Raw genomic sequence first — 16,286 nt, forward strand, 5'->3', positions numbered from 1 at the left:
GAAGGAATCGCCAGAATTCCGGGCTGCTCGATACCGTCCTGATTAGGAGTTACCCACCGCCATGCTGAGCTTCATTGCACGCCGCTTGGGCTTGCTGATCCCCACCTTCTTCGGCGTCACCCTGCTGACCTTCGCACTGATCCGCCTGATCCCCGGCGACCCGGTGGAAGTGATGATGGGCGAACGCCGCGTCGACCCGGAAATGCACGCCCAGGCCATGGAGCGTCTGGGGCTGAACAAGCCGTTGTACCAGCAGTACTTCGACTACATCGGGCAACTCGCCAGCGGCAACCTCGGCGAATCGCTGCGCTCGCGTGAAAGCGTGTGGAACGAATTTCTCACCCTGTTTCCCGCCACCGTCGAGCTGGCCCTGGCCGCCTTGCTGTTCGCCGGTACCCTGGGCCTGATCGCCGGGGTGGTCGCCGCACTCAAGCGCGGCACAGCGCTGGATCACGGCGTGATGAGCATTGCCCTGACCGGCTATTCCATGCCGATCTTCTGGTGGGGTCTGCTGCTGATCATGTTCTTCTCGGTGGGCCTGGGCTGGACACCGGTTTCAGGGCGTATCGATCTGCTCTACGACATCCCGCCGGTCACCGGCTTCATGCTGATCGACACACTGCTGTCCGACGAGCCAGGCGCCTTCGTCGACGCCCTGCGCCACCTGATCCTGCCGGCCATCGTGCTCGGCACCATCCCGCTGGCGGTGATCGCGCGGATGACCCGCTCGGCCATGCTCGAAGTGCTGCGCGAGGACTACATCCGCACCGCGCGGGCCAAAGGCCTGTCGCCGACGCGCGTGGTCTTCGTGCATGGCCTGCGCAATGCGTTGATCCCGGTGCTGACCGTGTTCGGCCTGCAGGTCGGCACCCTGCTGGCCGGTGCCGTGCTGACCGAAACCATCTTCTCCTGGCCGGGCATCGGCAAGTGGTTGATCGAGGCCATCGGTGCCCGCGACTACCCGGTGGTGCAAAACGGCATTCTGCTGATCGCCTGCCTGGTGATCCTGGTCAACTTCACCGTGGACATCCTCTATGGCCTGGCCAATCCACGTATTCGCCATCAGAAGTAAGGAAGGCGCCATGCATAGCCACATCGTTTGCGTAGGGTGGATGACGCGCTTTTCATCCACCGTGAAAACACGTCGGTGGACGGGTGAAGCGTCGTCCACCCTACAAGAGGTGCGCCCATGACCACCTCCACCCCACTCGACCAGAGCCTGCTCTACCCCTCGCCGCTGAAGGAGTTCTGGCAAGCCTTCGCCCACAACACCGGCGCCCTCGGCGGCCTGGCGTTCATGATCCTGCTGGTGTTCTGCGCACTGTTCGCCCCCTGGGTCGCACCGCACGATCCCAGCGAGCAGTACCGCGACTTCCTGCTCACCCCACCGGTGTGGCTGGAAGGCGGCCAATGGCAGTTCCTGCTCGGCACCGACGAACTGGGCCGCGACCTGCTCTCGCGCCTGATCCACGGTGCACGCCTGTCGCTGCTGATCGGCCTGGCATCGGTGGTGCTGTCGCTGATTCCCGGCATCCTCCTGGGCCTGGTCGCCGGCTTTTTCCCGCGCCTGCTCGGCCCCGGCATCATGCGCCTGATGGACATCATGCTGGCGTTGCCGTCGCTGCTGCTGGCGGTTGCCATCGTCGCCATCCTCGGCCCAGGGCTGATCAACACCATCTTCGCCATCGCCATCGTCTCGCTGCCGTCCTATGTGCGCCTGACCCGCGCGGCGGTGATGGGGGAACTGAACCGGGACTATGTCACCGCTGCGCAGTTGGCCGGCGCCAACCTGCCACGGCTGATGTTCGTCACCGTGCTGCCCAACTGCATGGCGCCGTTGATCGTGCAGGCCACCCTGAGTTTTTCCTCGGCGATTCTCGACGCGGCCGCGCTGGGTTTTCTCGGCCTCGGCGTACAACCGCCGACGCCCGAGTGGGGCACCATGCTGGCCTCGGCACGCGACTACATCGAGCGCGCCTGGTGGGTGGTGAGCCTGCCCGGCCTGGCGATTCTGCTCAGCGTGCTGGCAATCAACCTGATGGGTGACGGCCTGCGCGATGCGCTCGACCCGAAACTGAAGAATGCGCAGTGAGGAACCCGGAATGAGCCTGCTGAATATCCGCAATCTCTCCGTACGCTTCGGCCCCGCCATGCCGGTGGTCGATGGCCTCGATCTCAGCGTCGAGCAGGGCGAAGTGCTGGCCATCGTCGGCGAATCGGGTTCCGGCAAGTCCGTGACCATGATGGCGCTGATGGGCCTGATCGACGCCCCGGGCATCGTCCAGGCCGACTGCATGCAGTTCGACGGCACCGACATGCTGCGCCTGAAGGGCCGCCAACGCCGACACATCGTCGGCAAGGACCTGGCCATGGTGTTCCAGGACCCGATGACCGCGCTCAACCCCAGCTACACCGTGGGTTTCCAGATCGAGGAAGTGCTACAGCAGCACCTCGGTCTGAAAGGCAAGGCGGCGCGGGCCCGCGCCCTCGAGCTGCTGGAGCGGGTGGAAATTCCTGGCGCCGCCAGTCGCCTCGATGCCTATCCGCATCAGCTGTCCGGGGGCATGAGCCAGCGTGTGGCGATTGCCATGGCGATTGCTGCCGAACCCAAGCTGCTGATCGCCGATGAACCGACCACAGCGCTGGATGTGACCATTCAGGCGCAGATCATGGAATTGCTGCTCGACCTACAGCGCGATCAGGGCATGGCTCTGGTGCTGATCACTCACGACCTGGCCGTGGTCGCCGAAACCGCCCAGCGCGTCTGCGTCATGTACGCCGGGCAAGCGGTGGAGCTGGGTCAGGTGCCGGCTCTGTTCGACGCGCCCAGCCATCCCTATACCGAAGCCTTGCTCAAGGCGATCCCCGAGCACAGCGCCGGTGCCAGCCGCCTGGCCACCCTGCCCGGCATCGTGCCTGGCCGCTATGACCGCCCGCTGGGCTGCCTGCTGTCACCCCGCTGCCCCTACGTGCAGGAGCGCTGCCACCAGCAACGCCCAGCCCTGGAACCACATGACCGTGGCGCCGCGCGCTGCTTCTTCCCGCTGGAGGTGGCCTGATGAGTACCGTACTCGAAGCCCGTGAGCTGACCCGTCACTACAGTGCCTCGCGCGGCCTGTTCAAGCCGGCGGCCACGGTCCAGGCGCTCAATGGCGTGTCCTTCAGCCTACAGTCCGGCAGGACCCTGGCCGTGGTCGGCGAGTCCGGCTGCGGCAAGTCCACCCTGGCTCGCGCCCTGACGCTGATCGAAACACCCAGTTCCGGTAGCCTGCAGATCGCCGGGCACGAAGTGGCCGGCGCCAGCCATGCCGAGCGCAAGCAACTGCGCCGCGATGTGCAGATGGTGTTCCAGAACCCCTACGCCTCGCTCAACCCGCGGCAGAAGATCGGTGATCAGTTGGCCGAACCGCTGTTGATCAACACCCGCCTGTCGCGCGCCGAACGCCGCGAGAAAGTGCAAGCGATGATGCAGCAGGTCGGCCTGCGCCCCGAGCATTACCAGCGCTACCCGCACATGTTCTCCGGCGGCCAGCGCCAGCGCATCGCCCTGGCCCGCGCCATGATGCTGCAGCCGCAGGTACTGGTGGCGGACGAGCCGACCTCGGCGCTGGACGTGTCTATCCAGGCCCAGGTGCTGAACCTGTTCATGGACCTGCAGGAGCAGTACCAGACCGGCTACGTGTTCATCTCGCACAACCTCTCGGTGGTGCGTCATGTCGCCGACGACGTACTGGTGATGTACCTCGGTCGTCCGGTGGAAATGGGCCCGGCCGAGGCGCTCTACACCCGCCCGCTGCACCCCTACACCCGCGCCCTGCTGTCGGCGACGCCGGCGATTCATCCAGATCCGGACAAGCCGCGGATGAAGATCAGCGGCGAGTTACCCAATCCACTGAATCCACCCTCCGGCTGCGCCTTCCACAAGCGCTGCCCGCATGCCGACGAGCGCTGCCGTAGCGAGCGCCCGGAGCTACGCCTGATCGATGCACGGCAGGTGGCCTGCCATCATGTGGAGCGGATCGTCGACTAGCTCACGGCAAAGACCGCGGCGCTCCGTAGAGCGTCGCGGCGCCGCCTGGGCTGACGACGCACCTATGCCGTTGGTGGCAGGGTCAGCTCGATGCTTTCGGCCAGCGAGTCCTCCAGCCGCTGCAACTCGACGCCGACCGCAGCAGCGTCATCGGCCAGGGTTTCGGCGATATGCAGAAACTCCGTCGTGGCTTCGACGAAGGCCAACACCACCATGGGATCGAAGCGTGTGCCGCTGGCCGCGCTGATCTGCGCCACCGCCTGTGCCGGGCTGGTCGGCGGCAGGTAAGGATGCCGACAGCTCAGTTCTTCGAAGTGCCCCACCAGCGCCATCAGCCGCGCCGACAGCGGAATCTGCTCGCCATGCAGACCTTGCGGATAGCCTTTGCCGTCCCAGCGCTCGTGCTGGCCATAGACGATGTCTTTGGCATCGGAGAGAAAGTCGGTGATGCTGCCCAGCTTGCGCTCGGCGCGTTCAAGCGCATCGCGTCCGGCGATCACGCCCTCGCTCAGCAGTCGCAGATCATTTTCATCCGGTTCACCGTGGCTGAGCAGCACACGATCCGGCAGGGTCAACCGGTCGATCACATGCAACATGGCCGACTTGCCCAGCTGGGCGATACGCTCCTCGTTCAGAGACTCGGACAAGGCCGGCTGCTGCCGCGCCAGTGCAGCGGTCAGGCAGGTCATGTAGCGCTCGATACGCTCCAGGCGACGGCTGCTCGGGTTGTCACGCATGACGGCAACGCTGGCCATGGCCTCGATGGTGACGTCCTGCAAGCGCTGGATATCGCGAGTACGGTGCTTGACCTCAAGCTCCAGGTATTCGCTCTTGTCGCGCAGATAATCGGTGGCAGCCTTGAGTTGCAATTGTGCCCGCACGCGGGAGAGCACGATGGGCGGGCTGACTGGTTTGGTGATGTAGTCGGCGGCGCCGAGGTCGAAGCCCAACTGCTCGTCAGCCGGATCGCTGCGACCAGTGACCAGGATCAACGGGATATGTCGGGTCTGCGGATCGGTCCTGAAGCGACGGCACAGCGCGTAGTCATCCTGCCAGTCGAGCAGAATCAGGTCCGGTTGCGGTCGCGACCTGGCAGCGTGCAGCGCTTCCTCACTGCCGACCAGGCGCACCTGGTAGCGGTCGACCAATAACGCGCCCAGGCGCTGGCGCGCGTCCACCGCATCATCCACCACCAGAATCAGTTCCTGCTCCGGCCTATCGAGCATCCCGCGCATGGCGACCTCCACTGGCACCTTCCTAATCATCATTAAAGGCGCTGGGCTGTATTTGCGCTCAGGCCGACATACAAATGACCTCGGCAGCGGTTTGAAAGTGCAATGCGGATTGGCAGCGCAACGCGAGCAGCCGACAATCGTCAGCAAAACCGTGACCAGAAGGGCTGCGCCATGCTCGACCCGGAACGCTGTTGGCAAGCCGTTTGCGAACGTGATGGGGCGTTCGACGGACGCTTCGTTTTCACCGTACGCAGCACCGGCATCTATTGTCGGCCGAACTGCCCTGCGCGGCGGCCACGGCGCGACAATGTCAGTTTCCATGTCGATGCAGCCAGTGCCGAGGCCGCTGGCTTTCGCCCGTGCAAGCGCTGCTCGCCACGGGGGCAAAGCCCGGCGCAGCAGCTCGACGCACTGGTTGCGGCCGCCTGTGATCTTCTGCGCGGTGAACAGCGCCTGAAGCTGCCGCAACTGGCAGCCCGCATCGGCTTGTCGCCGTCACACCTGGCCCGTGCGTTCAAGGCGCGTACCGGGATGACGCCCAATGCCTGGGCGGCAGCGCAACGCCGCCAGCGTCTGGACGCCCAGTTGCCACTGGCAGATAACGTGCTCGAGGCGGCCCTGGCCGCTGGCTACTCTGGCACCCGCGCTTTGTATGAAAAACCCCAGGCCATGAGCCCGGCGCAGCGCCGCCTACGCGGTGTAGGCGAACGCCTGCGCTACAGCATCGCCCCCAGCACACTCGGCCAGGTGCTGCTGGCAACCAGTGACAAGGGCGTTTGTGCATTGCTGTTCGGCGACGAGCCGACTGCCCTGCGTGACGAGTTGCAACAACGCTTCGCCGCCGCCCAGCTCGAAGAAGATGAACAAGGTCTGCGCAACTGGCTGCAGCAAGTGTTGGCGCAATTACAAGAGCCGGAGCGCGCCGCCCATCTGCCCCTGGATATTCGCGGCACGGCCTTTCAGCAACGCGTCTGGCTGGCACTGCAGCATATTCCCAGCGGCGAAACCCGCAGCTACGCCGACCTGGCCGGACAGCTGCACAGTCACCCACGGGCGATTGCCCGCGCCTGTGCCAGCAACGCCATAGGCCTGTTGCTACCCTGCCATCGTGTCGTGGCCAGCGATGGCAGCCTCAGCGGCTATCGTTGGGGGTTGCAGCGCAAACGGCGGTTGCTGGAGCAGGAAAGCCAGGAGACGTAGCCCGTGCGGGCGCTTCAGCTCGTGGGGTGGGCTTTGGCCCACGAGTCTTGGACGGCGCTCTGCGTAGCCCGGATGCAATCCGGGGAACATGATCGCCAGCGCCCCGGATTTCATCCGGGCTACAGATTCAGGGCCACGCCCTCTACACCAGCATCGCCTTGGCTACCTCGCTGCGTGTGCCGCGCCCGACCAGTTGCTCCACCAGGGTCAGGGCAAAGGCCAACGCCGTTCCCGGGCCCTGGCTGGTGATGCAGTTGCCATCGACCACCACCGCCTCGTCGACGAAGGTGCAGCCACTCAGCCGATCACTGAACGCCGGATAGCAGGTCATCCGTCGCTGCCTGAGCACCCCGTACTGCTGCAGGGCCAATGCAGGCGCGGCGCAGATCGCGGCAAACAGCTCGCCTGCCTTGGCCTGCTTGCGCACACGTTCGGCCAACGGCTCGAACTCGGCCAGACGCTGCGCACCAGGCATCCCGCCGGGCAGGACGATCAGGTCGAAATCCTGTGCCAGCACGTCCACCAACATGGCATCAGCGGTCAGCCGGGTACCACGGGCGCAGGTGATCATCCTGCGCTCTTCGATACTCGCCACCAGTACCTCGACGTCGGCGCGGCGCAGCACATCGATCAGGGTCACGCATTCAAGATCTTCGACACCATCAGCGACTGTAATCAGCGCTCGCTTGCTCATCTCACTACTCCTTCAGACAGAAAATGAAACTGTCCACCTGGTCATAAAAGGACACGACAGACCTTGAATTCACCCGGCAAAACCTTGCTGTTATGATGCGCGGCTTTTGCGAAATCGAGCAATTTTCCGGCCTGCACGGACGGATGTGCTTTGCTTTGTGCAGACCAATTCAGGCGCGTTTGCGCCTCGGGGAGCCACCATGCTGGAAAGACTGTTCCAACTCAAAGCCCACAACACCACGGTGCGCACCGAGGTACTGGCCGGGATCACCACCTTCCTGACCATGGCCTACATTCTCTTCGTCAACCCGGAAATGCTCGCCAAGACCGGCATGGACCACGGCGCGGTATTCGTCGCCACCTGCCTGGCTGGCGCCATCGGCTCGCTGATCATGGGCCTGCTGGCCAACTACCCGATCGCCCTGGCGCCCGGTATGGGCCTCAACGCCTTCTTCACCTACACCGTGGTGATGACCATGGGCTACAGCTGGCAGACCGCTCTGGGCGCGGTATTCCTCTCCGGCGCAATCTTCTTCCTGCTGTCGATCTTCAAGATCCGCGAGTGGATCATCAACAGCATCCCGCTGGCCCTGCGCGCCGGTATCGCCGCCGGTATCGGCCTGTTCCTGGCGATCATCGCCCTGAAGAACGCAGGCATCGTGGTCGATCACCCGGCCACCCTGGTCGGCCTCGGCGATATGAGCAACGGCGGCGCACTGCTGGCCTGCCTGGGCTTCTTCGTCATCGCCGCACTGGCCTATCGCAAAGTCACCGGCGCGGTGATGATCGGCATTCTGCTGGTCACCGGCCTGTCCATTGCCCTCGGCCTGTCCGAGCTGCAAGGCGTGATGTCGATGCCACCCTCGCTGATGCCTACCCTGCTGCAGCTGGACATAGCCGGCGCGCTGGATATCGGTTTGATCAGCGTGATCTTCGCCTTCCTCTTCGTCGACCTGTTCGACACTTCCGGCACCTTGGTCGGCGTGGCGCAAAAAGCCGACCTGCTGGACAAGGACGGCAAGATGCCGCGCCTGGGCCGCGCCCTGCTGGCCGACAGCACCGCGACCATGGCCGGCGCCGCGCTGGGCACCAGCACCACCACCAGCTACATCGAATCCGCTGCTGGCATCAGTGCCGGTGGACGTACCGGTCTGACTGCCTGCGTGGTCGCCGCGCTGTTCCTCCTGGCCCTGTTCTTCGCCCCGCTGGCTGGCGCCGTTCCGGCCTATGCCACCGCGCCTGCGCTGCTGTTCGTCGCCGTGCTGATGATGAGCAGCCTGGCGCAGATCGACTGGGACGACCTGACTGTCGCCGCCCCGGTGGTGGTCGCCGCCCTGGCCATGCCGCTGACCTTCTCCATCGCCAACGGCATCGCGTTCGGTTTCATCGCCTGGACCGCGGTCAAGGTACTGGCCGGCCGCTGGCGCGAACTGAACCCGGCGATGTGGGTGCTCTCGGCCTTGTTCGTGGTCAAGCTGGCCTACTTCGCCTGATCAGCCGATAACGGCGTACTGCTTCGCGAGTATGCCCTACGCCGCGCCCCGGACAACCTGCGTAGGGTGGGCCGGGCGGCGTTTCGCTTCAGCCCACCATCGGCGCTAGTCATGATCGTTCCCACGCTCCGCGTGGGAACGCCTACCCGGGACGCTCTGCGTCCAGCGCCACCAATGATCGACGACAACGGCACGCCGGCAACGGAATCGCTACAATGGCGCCCCGTTTTCCTGCCCCATGAGTGACCGATGAGCCGCCCCGCATTCGACCCCGCCACCTACGACGCCCAACTCGCCGAGAAGAAGGCCCGCCTGGTCGAACTGCTGGCGCCCTTCGCCGCCCCGGAGCCCGAGGTATTCGACTCACCGCGCGAGCACTACCGTATGCGCGCCGAATTTCGCCTGTGGCGTGAAGACGGCCAGCGCCACTACGCGATGTTCGCGCCGGGCGACAAACATACGCCGATACTACTCGACGACTTCCCCATTGCCAGCCTGCGCATCAACGAATTGATGCCGCGCCTACGCGCTGCCTGGCAGGCCAGCGAAGCCTTGTCGTTCAAACTGTTCCAGGTCGAGTTCCTCACCACCCTGGCCGGTGATGCGCTGATCACTCTGGCCTACCACCGCCCGCTGGACGACGTCTGGCAAGCCGAGGCGGAAAAGCTGGCCGCCGAGCTGAACGTCAGCCTGGTCGGCCGCTCCCGCGGTCAACGCTTGGTGATCGGTCGCGACTATGTGGAAGAAGAATTGACCGTAGCCGGGCGCAGCTTTCGCTATCGCCAACCGGAAGGCGCCTTCACCCAGCCCAACGGCAAGGTCTGCGAGAAGATGCTGAACTGGGCCCATGACGCCCTCGGCCAGCGCGACGACGACCTGCTGGAGCTTTACTGCGGCAACGGCAACTTCACCCTGCCGCTGGCCACCCGCGTGCGCAAGGCCCTGGCGACCGAGATCAGCAAGACCTCGGTGAACGCCGCCCTGGCCAACCTGGCTGACAACGGCGTGAACAACGTCGAGCTGGTGCGCCTGTCCGCCGAGGAGCTGACCCAGGCGCTGAACGAGGTGCGCCCGTTCCGCCGTCTGGCCGGTATCGATCTCAAGAGCTATGAGTTCGGCAGTGTCTTCGTCGACCCGCCGCGCGCCGGCATGGACCCGGACACCTGCGAGCTGACTCGCCGCTTCGAGCGCATCCTGTACATCTCCTGCAACCCGGAGACCCTGGCCGCCAACATCGCCCAGTTGAGCGACACTCACAAAGTGACGCGCAGCGCACTGTTCGACCAGTTTCCCTACACCCACCACATGGAAGCGGGTGTGCTGCTGGAGCGGCGCTGAGTCGTTTTTCGCCCTTGGCCCGGCTCAGCGAGACAAGCCGCGCAACGCCCACCAGGCCAGCGCGGCCGATGCCACTTCAAGCAGCAGCGCGTATAGGTTGAAGGTCTGCTGTGCGCCGCCATCCAGCCACAGCCCGGCAATGCGCGCCAACGCCAGCGAGCTGTACAGCAGTACCAGCAGAAGCAGCGCCGGGCGCAGCAAATCCATACGCAGCAGCGCCATCGCCAGGTAAGCCGCCAACCCCAATTGCAGGCCGCCGTAATAGGCACGCACTTCAGTCACGGCGGCGCTTCCCATCAGCAATGCGCCACTGAAGCTGGCCATTTCCTCGGGACGAATGAAGTAGGCCAGCCCCAACACGAGCAGGGCAGCGATCTGGATCGACAGGACGATTCGAGCAAACAGCATCGGCAGATTTCCGGGCAAGGAGTGGCTGCCACTAGCATAGGCAGCCACTGGTCGCGACGCATAGTCGCAATGGCTTGGGCAGTCGTCATGCCGGCGCTATGCTGAGCGCTCGATTATCTGGAGCCTTGCCATGCGTCGTTCCCTGCTCGCCCTCTTCCTCGTCTCCGGTCTGGCTCACGCCAGCGAACCCCTGACCATCGATGTTCACCGCGATGCCAATTGTGGCTGCTGCAAGGCGTGGATCAGCCATCTGCAGGACAATGGTTTCACCGTCAACGACCATGTCGAGACCGACATGAGTGCGGTCAAACAGCGCCTTGGCGTTCCGCCGCGCCTGGCGTCCTGCCACACCGGCGTGATCGACGGCAAATTCGTCGAAGGCCACGTACCGGCGGCCGACATTCTCAAGCTGCGTCAACGTCCCGATCTGATCGGCGCTGCTGTACCCGGTATGCCCATGGGCTCGCCAGGCATGGAGTACGGCGGTCGTGTCGACGCCTATCAGGTCATCGGCCTGGATAACGAACGCAAGGATCAACTGCTGAGCGACTACCCCGCCAACTGAGCCGGCATGTACGCAGCTACACTGCTGCGATAACCAACCAGGGAGTACAGCCATGCGCTGGCAACGCGGTAGACGCAGTGACAACGTGGTGGATGCGCGCGGCCGCTCCGGCAGGCGCCTCGGTGGTGGCCTGAGCCTCGGTGGCGTGGCGGTGATCGTCATCGTCGGCCTGCTGATGGGCCAGGACCCGCTGCAGATTCTTGGCCAGATCGCCGGCCAGGCCACCCAGCCACAGGTCGCCCAGACACAGAGCGCACCACCGGCCAACGACCAACAGAGCGAGTTCGTCCGCGCCATTCTCGGCGATACCGAAGACACCTGGCGCGAGCTGTTCCAGCAGGCCGGCCAGCAGTATCGCGACCCGCAACTGGTGCTGTTTTCCGGCGGGGTCAACTCGGCCTGTGGCTTCGCCAGTTCGGCGGTCGGCCCCTTCTACTGCCCTGGCGATCAGCGCGTATATCTGGACATGGCGTTTTTCCGCGAGATGGAACAGCGTTTCTCCGCTGCTGGTGACTTCGCCCAGGCCTACGTGATCGCCCATGAGGTCGGCCACCACGTGCAGACGCTGCTCGGCGTCTCGGCCAAGGTCAATGCGGCGCGCCAACGTGGCGAACGCGTCGAGGGTGATGGCGGCCTGCTGGTGCGCCAGGAACTGCAGGCCGACTGCCTGGCCGGGGTCTGGGCGCATCATGCGCAACGCCGGCATGACTGGCTGGAGGCTGGCGACCTGGAAGAAGCGCTGAACGCCGCCAGCGCCATCGGTGATGACCGTCTGCAAAAACAGGCGCGCGGCCAAGTAGTGCCGGACGCCTTCACCCATGGCACCTCAGAGCAGCGCGTGCGCTGGTTCAGCAGCGGTTTCGAGAGTGGTCAGCCGGGGCGTTGCGACACATTCAAGGCGGCGCGCCTGTAACACGCCGGCTCACACCACGAAGCGCTTGCTCCACCAGGCAAAGCCGCAGGCGGCAGCGCCGCACAGGGCGATCACCAGAGCCATGGGCATGGCCGAACCATCATGCAGGAAGGCCACCAAAGCCGAAGCGCTGGCCGCCACACTGAACTGCATGCTGCCCAGCAACCCGGATGCGCTGCCGGCATGACGGCCCTGCCCAGCCATGGCGCAAGCCGTGGCATTGGGCAACACGCAGCCGAGGCTGGCCACGCAGATGAACAGCGGAATCATCAGCGGCCACAGCTGGGCCGGTTGCCACAACGCCAGTACCAGCAGGCACAGGCCACTGGCCAGGTACACCAGCACCATGCGCCGCAGCCACAGCGCCGGGCCACCACTGCGCACCAGACGCGCATTGACCTGCGCCATGATCACGAAGCCCGCTGCGTTGCTGCCGAACAGCCAGCCATAGTGCTCGGGCGGCACACCGTACAGCTCGATGAACACGAAGGGCGAGCCGGCGATATAGGCGAACATGCCCGCCATCGCCACACCGCCGGCCAGGCTGTAACCCATGAACGGTGCATTGCCCAACAGCGCGCGGTATTGGCCGAAGGCACCATTCAGCGGGGCCGGTGGCAGATGCTGCGGACGCGTCTCCGGCAACCACAACAGCACGGCCAGCAGGCACAACCCGGCAAAGATTGCCAGGCTGTGGAAGATCGACGGCCAGCCCAGGGTATTGAGCAGCAGTCCGCCGCCCAGGGGCGCGAGAATCGGCGCCAGCCCCATCACCAGTACCAGTTGCGAGAACACCTTGGCCGAGGCCAGTGGGTCACACAAATCGCGCACTACCGCGCGGGTGATGACCATGCCGGCGCAGCCACCGAGGGCCTGCACGAAACGCGCGGCCACCAGCCATTCCAGACTGGGAGCCAGGGCGCAGGCCAGCGATGCCAAGGTGAACAGGGTCACCCCGACCAGCAGCGGCACACGGCGACCGAAACGATCCGCCAGCGGCCCGTAGAACAATTGGCCAATTGCGATACCGACGAAATAGGCCGCCAGCGACAGCTGAATATGCTCGACGTCAGTGCCGAACTGCTGCGCCAGGGTAGGGAAACTCGGCAGGTAGAAATCGATGGCCAGAGGGCCGAAAGCGCTGAGCGCGCCCAGAATCAGGAGGGTTCGCAGGTTCATGAATGATCCGGAGAATTATTAGCCGGCTAATCATCTCACCGACCGGGCAGCGTGCGAAAGCGCGGGCCGCCGAAGGACGGCCCGCATGACTCAATGCGGTTGTTCTTCCTCCCTAGCCTTGCCGCGCCGGCTCACCCGTTGCGCTGCCGTTTCCACCAGCAGATAGAACATCGGGATAACGAACGTGGCCAGCAGGGTTGCCGCGAGCATGCCGCCGATCACCCCGGTGCCGATGGAGTGACGACTGGCCGAGCCGGCGCCGGAGCTGATGGCCAGCGGTACGCAGCCGAGAATGAACGCCAGCGAAGTCATCACGATGGGACGGAAACGCAGCTTGGCCGCCTCCAGCGCCGAGTCGAAGATGCCCTTGCCCTCGGCGCGCAGCAGCACGGCGAACTCGACGATAAGGATGGCGTTCTTCGCCGCCAGGCCGATCAGCGTGACGAGCCCTACCTGGAAGTACACGTCGTTCTGAATGCCGCGCAGCCACACCGCGAGAATCGCCCCGAACACGGCGAACGGCACGGCGGTGACCACTGCCAACGGCAGCGTCCAGCGCTCGTACTGCGCGGCGAGAATCAGGAACACCAGAATCAGGCCGAAGACGAAGGCCTGAGTGCCCGAACCCTGAGTCGCCAGCTCTTGATACGCAGAGCCGATCCAGCCGAGGCTGTAGTCCTCGCCCAATACTTCATCGGCCACTTCCTGCATCGCCGCCAGTGCCTGCCCGGAGCTGTAGCCTGGCGCCGGGCCACCAAGCACCTTGGCCGAGGGATAGACGTTGAAACGGTCGTAGGAATCCGGCCCGAGGATGCGCCGCACCCGCAGCAGGGTCGATAGCGGCACCAGATCACCACTGCTGGAACGCACGTAGACCTGGCCGAGGTCTTCCGGCTTGCGGCGGAACTCCGACTCGGACTGCAGGCTGACCTGCCAGGTACGCCCGTAGAGGGTGAAATCGTTGACGTAGTAACTGCCGAAGGTTGCCTGCATCGCAGTGAACACGTCGCTGACGCTGACGCCCAGCGCCCGCGTCTTGGTGCGATCCAGGTCGATGTAGTACTGCGGCACGTTGGCGCTGAAGGTGCTCTGAATGCCGGCCAGCTCCGGCCGCTTGCTAGCCGCCGCGACGAAGGCCTGGACCTTCTCGCCGAGCTGCTCGACGCTGCCGCCGGAGCGGTCCTGAATGAAGGACTCGAAGCCACCGGTGGTGCTCATGCCGGTGATCGGTGGTGGATTGAACGACAACACCAGACCATCCTTCTGCGCAGCGCCCATACCCATGAACTCGCGCGTCAGATTGCGTGCATCGAGCTCGTCCGTGGTGCGTTCGCTCCAGTCCTTGAGCGGCACGAAGGACACCCCGGCGTTGCTGCGCACGCCGAAGGTAAGCACATCGAAACCGGCGAAGGTCACCACATCCGCCACTGCCGGATGCTCCATCAACTGCTGGCTCACCGCCCCGCTCAGCGCCTCGGTGCGATTGAGCGAAGCGGCCGGCGGCAGGTAGTAGGCATTGATCACGTAGCCCTGATCCTCATCGGGCACCAGTGAGCCGGGCACCCGTGAGAACAGCAGCATGATCAGCGCGATCATCCCGCCGAACAGCAGCAGGCCGACCAGCGAACGCTTGAGGAAGAAGCGCACCCCCGCGCCATAGCCCGCGGTGGCCTTGTCGAAGAAACGGTTGAATACACGGAATGGTGCTGCCGGTTCATGGTGGCCAGGCTTGAGCAACAGCGCGCAGAGCGCGGGTGAAAGCGTCAGCGCGACGATGCCGGAAATCACCACCGACACCGCGATGGTGATCGCGAACTGCTTGTACATCTGCCCCGCCAGACCGCCGAGAAAGCCTACCGGCACGAACACCGCGCACAGCACCAGAACGATGGCAATGATCGGCCCGGTCACCTCCTCCATCGCCTTGATCGAGGCATCTCGCGCATTCAGCCCCTGCGTGCGCATCACCCGCTCGACGTTCTCGATCACCACGATGGCATCGTCCACCACGATGCCGATGGCCAGCACCATGCCGAACAACGTCAGCAGGTTGATGGAGAAGCCCAGCAGGTACATGCCGGCAAAGGTGCCGACCAGCGATACCGGAATGGCCAGCACCGGAATCAGCGTGGCGCGCCAGTTCTGCAGGAAGATGAACACCACCAACACAACCAGCACCAGCGCCTCGAAGAAAGTGTGGATCACCTCAGTGATCGAGACCTGAACGAACTTGGTGGTGTCGTAGGGAATCTTGTAGGCGATGCCCTCGGGGAAGCGCTTGGCCAGGCGCTGCATGGTGCGCTCGACCGCCTCGGCGGTATCCAGGGCATTGGCGCCGGGTTGCAGGTAGATACCGAAGGCAGCGTTCTGCTGGCCATTGAGGGTGGTGACCAGCGAGTAGTCCTGCGCACCCAGCTCGACCCGCGCCACATCCTTGAGCAGCAGGCTGGCACCGGTATCGTCGGTACGCAGGATGACGCTCTCGAACTCTTTAGGGTCGGTGAAACGCCCTTGCGTGGTGACGGTGTAGGTGAAGTCCTGTGGCTCCTTCAACGGCTGCTGGCCGAAGCTACCGGCGGCGAACTGCGAATTCTGCTCGCGAATGGCATTGACCACGTCGGTGGGCGTGAGGTTGTACTGCGCCAGCTTGTCCGGGCGCAGCCAGATACGCATGGAATAATCCTTGGAACCGAACTGGCTGGCATCGCCAACGCCCTTGAGGCGCTTGAGTTCGTCGATGACGTTGATCAGCGCGTAGTTGCTGATGAAGATCGGGTCGCGCGAACCATCCGGCGAGTAGAGGGTGATCACCTGGAGGATGTCGGAAGACTTCTTCTCTACCTTCACACCCTGGCGGCGCACTTCTTCCGGCAGCTTGGCCAACGCTGCCTGCACCTTGTTGTTGACGTTGATGGTGGCCTGGTCCGGGTCGGTGCCGACCGCGAAGTACACCGTCAGGCTCATCGCCCCACTGCTGGAAGAGTTGGACAGCTGGTAGATCATGTTCTCGACGCCGTTGATCTCCTGCTCCAGCGGCGCCGCCACGGTTTCGGCGATGACCTGCGAGCTGGCACCGGGGTATGCGGCGCTGACCGATACCTGCGGCGGCAGGATTTCCGGGTACTGGGCGATGGGCAACGAGCGCATCGCCGCCAAGCCGGCGAGCACGATGACGATGGAAATGACGGTGGCGAATACCGGACGGTCGATGAAAAAGCGCGAGATCATGGCC

14 protein-coding genes are annotated in these 16,286 nt (G+C 64.5%); 9 read left to right on the forward strand and 5 right to left on the reverse strand.

Annotated features, from left to right (window positions below):
* The first annotated feature begins 61 nt into the window (after positions 1–61).
* The 4 genes from RTH74_RS04155 to RTH74_RS04170 all read left to right on the forward strand — a co-directional run bounded on the left by RTH74_RS04155 (position 62) and on the right by RTH74_RS04170 (position 4,030).
* Positions 62–1,072, forward strand: a complete 1,011-nt coding sequence (locus tag RTH74_RS04155; RefSeq protein ID WP_125880067.1) for an ABC transporter permease subunit — start codon at positions 62–64, stop codon at positions 1,070–1,072.
* 117 nt (positions 1,073–1,189) lie between these two features.
* Positions 1,190–2,092: an ABC transporter permease subunit gene (locus RTH74_RS04160; protein WP_125833761.1), complete on the forward strand. Its 903-nt coding sequence runs from the start codon at positions 1,190–1,192 to the stop codon at positions 2,090–2,092.
* 10 nt (positions 2,093–2,102) lie between these two features.
* On the forward strand, positions 2,103–3,059 hold the full coding sequence (locus RTH74_RS04165; protein ID WP_316913826.1) for an oligopeptide/dipeptide ABC transporter ATP-binding protein: 957 nt from the start codon (positions 2,103–2,105) through the stop codon (positions 3,057–3,059).
* The gene (locus RTH74_RS04170) at positions 3,059–4,030 is read left to right on the forward strand and encodes a peptide ABC transporter ATP-binding protein (protein WP_316913827.1); all 972 of its coding nucleotides are present in this window, start codon (positions 3,059–3,061) and stop codon (positions 4,028–4,030) included. The genes RTH74_RS04165 and RTH74_RS04170 overlap by 1 nt, the downstream gene beginning before the upstream one ends.
* A gap of 62 nt (positions 4,031–4,092) precedes the next feature.
* Here RTH74_RS04170 and RTH74_RS04175 read toward each other — a convergent pair whose 3' ends face one another.
* A complete protein-coding gene (locus RTH74_RS04175; RefSeq protein ID WP_316913828.1) occupies positions 4,093–5,265 on the reverse strand; it encodes an HD domain-containing phosphohydrolase in 1,173 nt (390 codons plus the stop codon).
* 171 nt (positions 5,266–5,436) lie between these two features.
* On the opposite strand from RTH74_RS04175, the gene ada reads away from it, so the two are divergent.
* Positions 5,437–6,465, forward strand: a complete 1,029-nt coding sequence (gene ada / locus RTH74_RS04180) for a bifunctional DNA-binding transcriptional regulator/O6-methylguanine-DNA methyltransferase Ada (RefSeq protein WP_316914313.1) — start codon at positions 5,437–5,439, stop codon at positions 6,463–6,465.
* A gap of 142 nt (positions 6,466–6,607) precedes the next feature.
* Here the strand turns inward: ada and RTH74_RS04185 are convergent, their stop codons facing one another.
* The gene (locus RTH74_RS04185) at positions 6,608–7,159 is read right to left on the reverse strand and encodes a DJ-1 family glyoxalase III (RefSeq protein WP_316913829.1); all 552 of its coding nucleotides are present in this window, start codon (positions 7,157–7,159) and stop codon (positions 6,608–6,610) included.
* A 199-nt stretch (positions 7,160–7,358) separates the two neighbouring features.
* On the opposite strand from RTH74_RS04185, the gene RTH74_RS04190 reads away from it, so the two are divergent.
* On the forward strand, positions 7,359–8,651 hold the full coding sequence (locus RTH74_RS04190) for an NCS2 family permease (RefSeq protein ID WP_106732684.1): 1,293 nt from the start codon (positions 7,359–7,361) through the stop codon (positions 8,649–8,651).
* Positions 8,652–8,900: 249 nt separating this feature from the next.
* Entirely contained in the window at positions 8,901–9,989 is a 1,089-nt protein-coding gene (gene trmA / locus RTH74_RS04195; RefSeq protein WP_316913830.1) for a tRNA (uridine(54)-C5)-methyltransferase TrmA, read from the forward strand.
* A 24-nt stretch (positions 9,990–10,013) separates the two neighbouring features.
* Here trmA and RTH74_RS04200 read toward each other — a convergent pair whose 3' ends face one another.
* The gene (locus tag RTH74_RS04200; protein WP_125880075.1) at positions 10,014–10,397 is read right to left on the reverse strand and encodes a DUF4345 family protein; all 384 of its coding nucleotides are present in this window, start codon (positions 10,395–10,397) and stop codon (positions 10,014–10,016) included.
* Between the two features lie 130 nt (positions 10,398–10,527).
* On the opposite strand from RTH74_RS04200, the gene RTH74_RS04205 reads away from it, so the two are divergent.
* Both RTH74_RS04205 and RTH74_RS04210 read left to right on the forward strand, forming a co-directional pair.
* Complete coding sequence (locus tag RTH74_RS04205; RefSeq protein WP_125833769.1) at positions 10,528–10,962, forward strand: DUF411 domain-containing protein; 435 nt, start codon at positions 10,528–10,530, stop codon at positions 10,960–10,962.
* A gap of 52 nt (positions 10,963–11,014) precedes the next feature.
* Entirely contained in the window at positions 11,015–11,875 is an 861-nt protein-coding gene (locus RTH74_RS04210; protein WP_125833770.1) for a neutral zinc metallopeptidase, read from the forward strand.
* Between the two features lie 9 nt (positions 11,876–11,884).
* Here RTH74_RS04210 and RTH74_RS04215 read toward each other — a convergent pair whose 3' ends face one another.
* Together RTH74_RS04215 and RTH74_RS04220 are read right to left on the reverse strand one after the other, a co-directional pair.
* Positions 11,885–13,054, reverse strand: a complete 1,170-nt coding sequence (locus tag RTH74_RS04215) for a Bcr/CflA family multidrug efflux MFS transporter (protein WP_316913831.1) — start codon at positions 13,052–13,054, stop codon at positions 11,885–11,887.
* Between the two features lie 90 nt (positions 13,055–13,144).
* Positions 13,145–16,282 (reverse strand): efflux RND transporter permease subunit, encoded by a 3,138-nt coding sequence (locus RTH74_RS04220; protein ID WP_316913832.1) that lies wholly within the window; start codon positions 16,280–16,282, stop codon positions 13,145–13,147.
* Positions 16,283–16,286: the final 4 nt, after the last annotated feature.

It is taken from the genome of Pseudomonas sp. zfem001, from assembly GCF_032621725.1.
GTDB classification, from domain to species: domain Bacteria; phylum Pseudomonadota; class Gammaproteobacteria; order Pseudomonadales; family Pseudomonadaceae; genus Aquipseudomonas; species Aquipseudomonas sediminis.

Excerpts from the sequence above, each read along its gene's own strand:
- RTH74_RS04200 (WP_125880075.1), bottom strand. The coding sequence starts at position 10,397 with ATGCTGTTTGCTCGAATCGTCCTGTCGATCCAGATCGCTGCCCTGCTC.
- RTH74_RS04215 (WP_316913831.1), bottom strand. The coding sequence starts at position 13,054 with ATGAACCTGCGAACCCTCCTGATTCTGGGCGCGCTCAGCGCTTTCGGC.
- RTH74_RS04165 (WP_316913826.1), top strand. The coding sequence starts at position 2,103 with ATGAGCCTGCTGAATATCCGCAATCTCTCCGTACGCTTCGGCCCCGCC.
- RTH74_RS04220 (WP_316913832.1), bottom strand. The coding sequence starts at position 16,282 with ATGATCTCGCGCTTTTTCATCGACCGTCCGGTATTCGCCACCGTCATT.
- RTH74_RS04190 (WP_106732684.1), top strand. The coding sequence starts at position 7,359 with ATGCTGGAAAGACTGTTCCAACTCAAAGCCCACAACACCACGGTGCGC.
- RTH74_RS04175 (WP_316913828.1), bottom strand. The coding sequence starts at position 5,265 with ATGCGCGGGATGCTCGATAGGCCGGAGCAGGAACTGATTCTGGTGGTG.
- RTH74_RS04210 (WP_125833770.1), top strand. The coding sequence starts at position 11,015 with ATGCGCTGGCAACGCGGTAGACGCAGTGACAACGTGGTGGATGCGCGC.
- RTH74_RS04170 (WP_316913827.1), top strand. The coding sequence starts at position 3,059 with ATGAGTACCGTACTCGAAGCCCGTGAGCTGACCCGTCACTACAGTGCC.
- RTH74_RS04185 (WP_316913829.1), bottom strand. The coding sequence starts at position 7,159 with ATGAGCAAGCGAGCGCTGATTACAGTCGCTGATGGTGTCGAAGATCTT.
- RTH74_RS04205 (WP_125833769.1), top strand. The coding sequence starts at position 10,528 with ATGCGTCGTTCCCTGCTCGCCCTCTTCCTCGTCTCCGGTCTGGCTCAC.
- RTH74_RS04155 (WP_125880067.1), top strand. The coding sequence starts at position 62 with ATGCTGAGCTTCATTGCACGCCGCTTGGGCTTGCTGATCCCCACCTTC.
- ada (WP_316914313.1), top strand. The coding sequence starts at position 5,437 with ATGCTCGACCCGGAACGCTGTTGGCAAGCCGTTTGCGAACGTGATGGG.
- RTH74_RS04160 (WP_125833761.1), top strand. The coding sequence starts at position 1,190 with ATGACCACCTCCACCCCACTCGACCAGAGCCTGCTCTACCCCTCGCCG.
- trmA (WP_316913830.1), top strand. The coding sequence starts at position 8,901 with ATGAGCCGCCCCGCATTCGACCCCGCCACCTACGACGCCCAACTCGCC.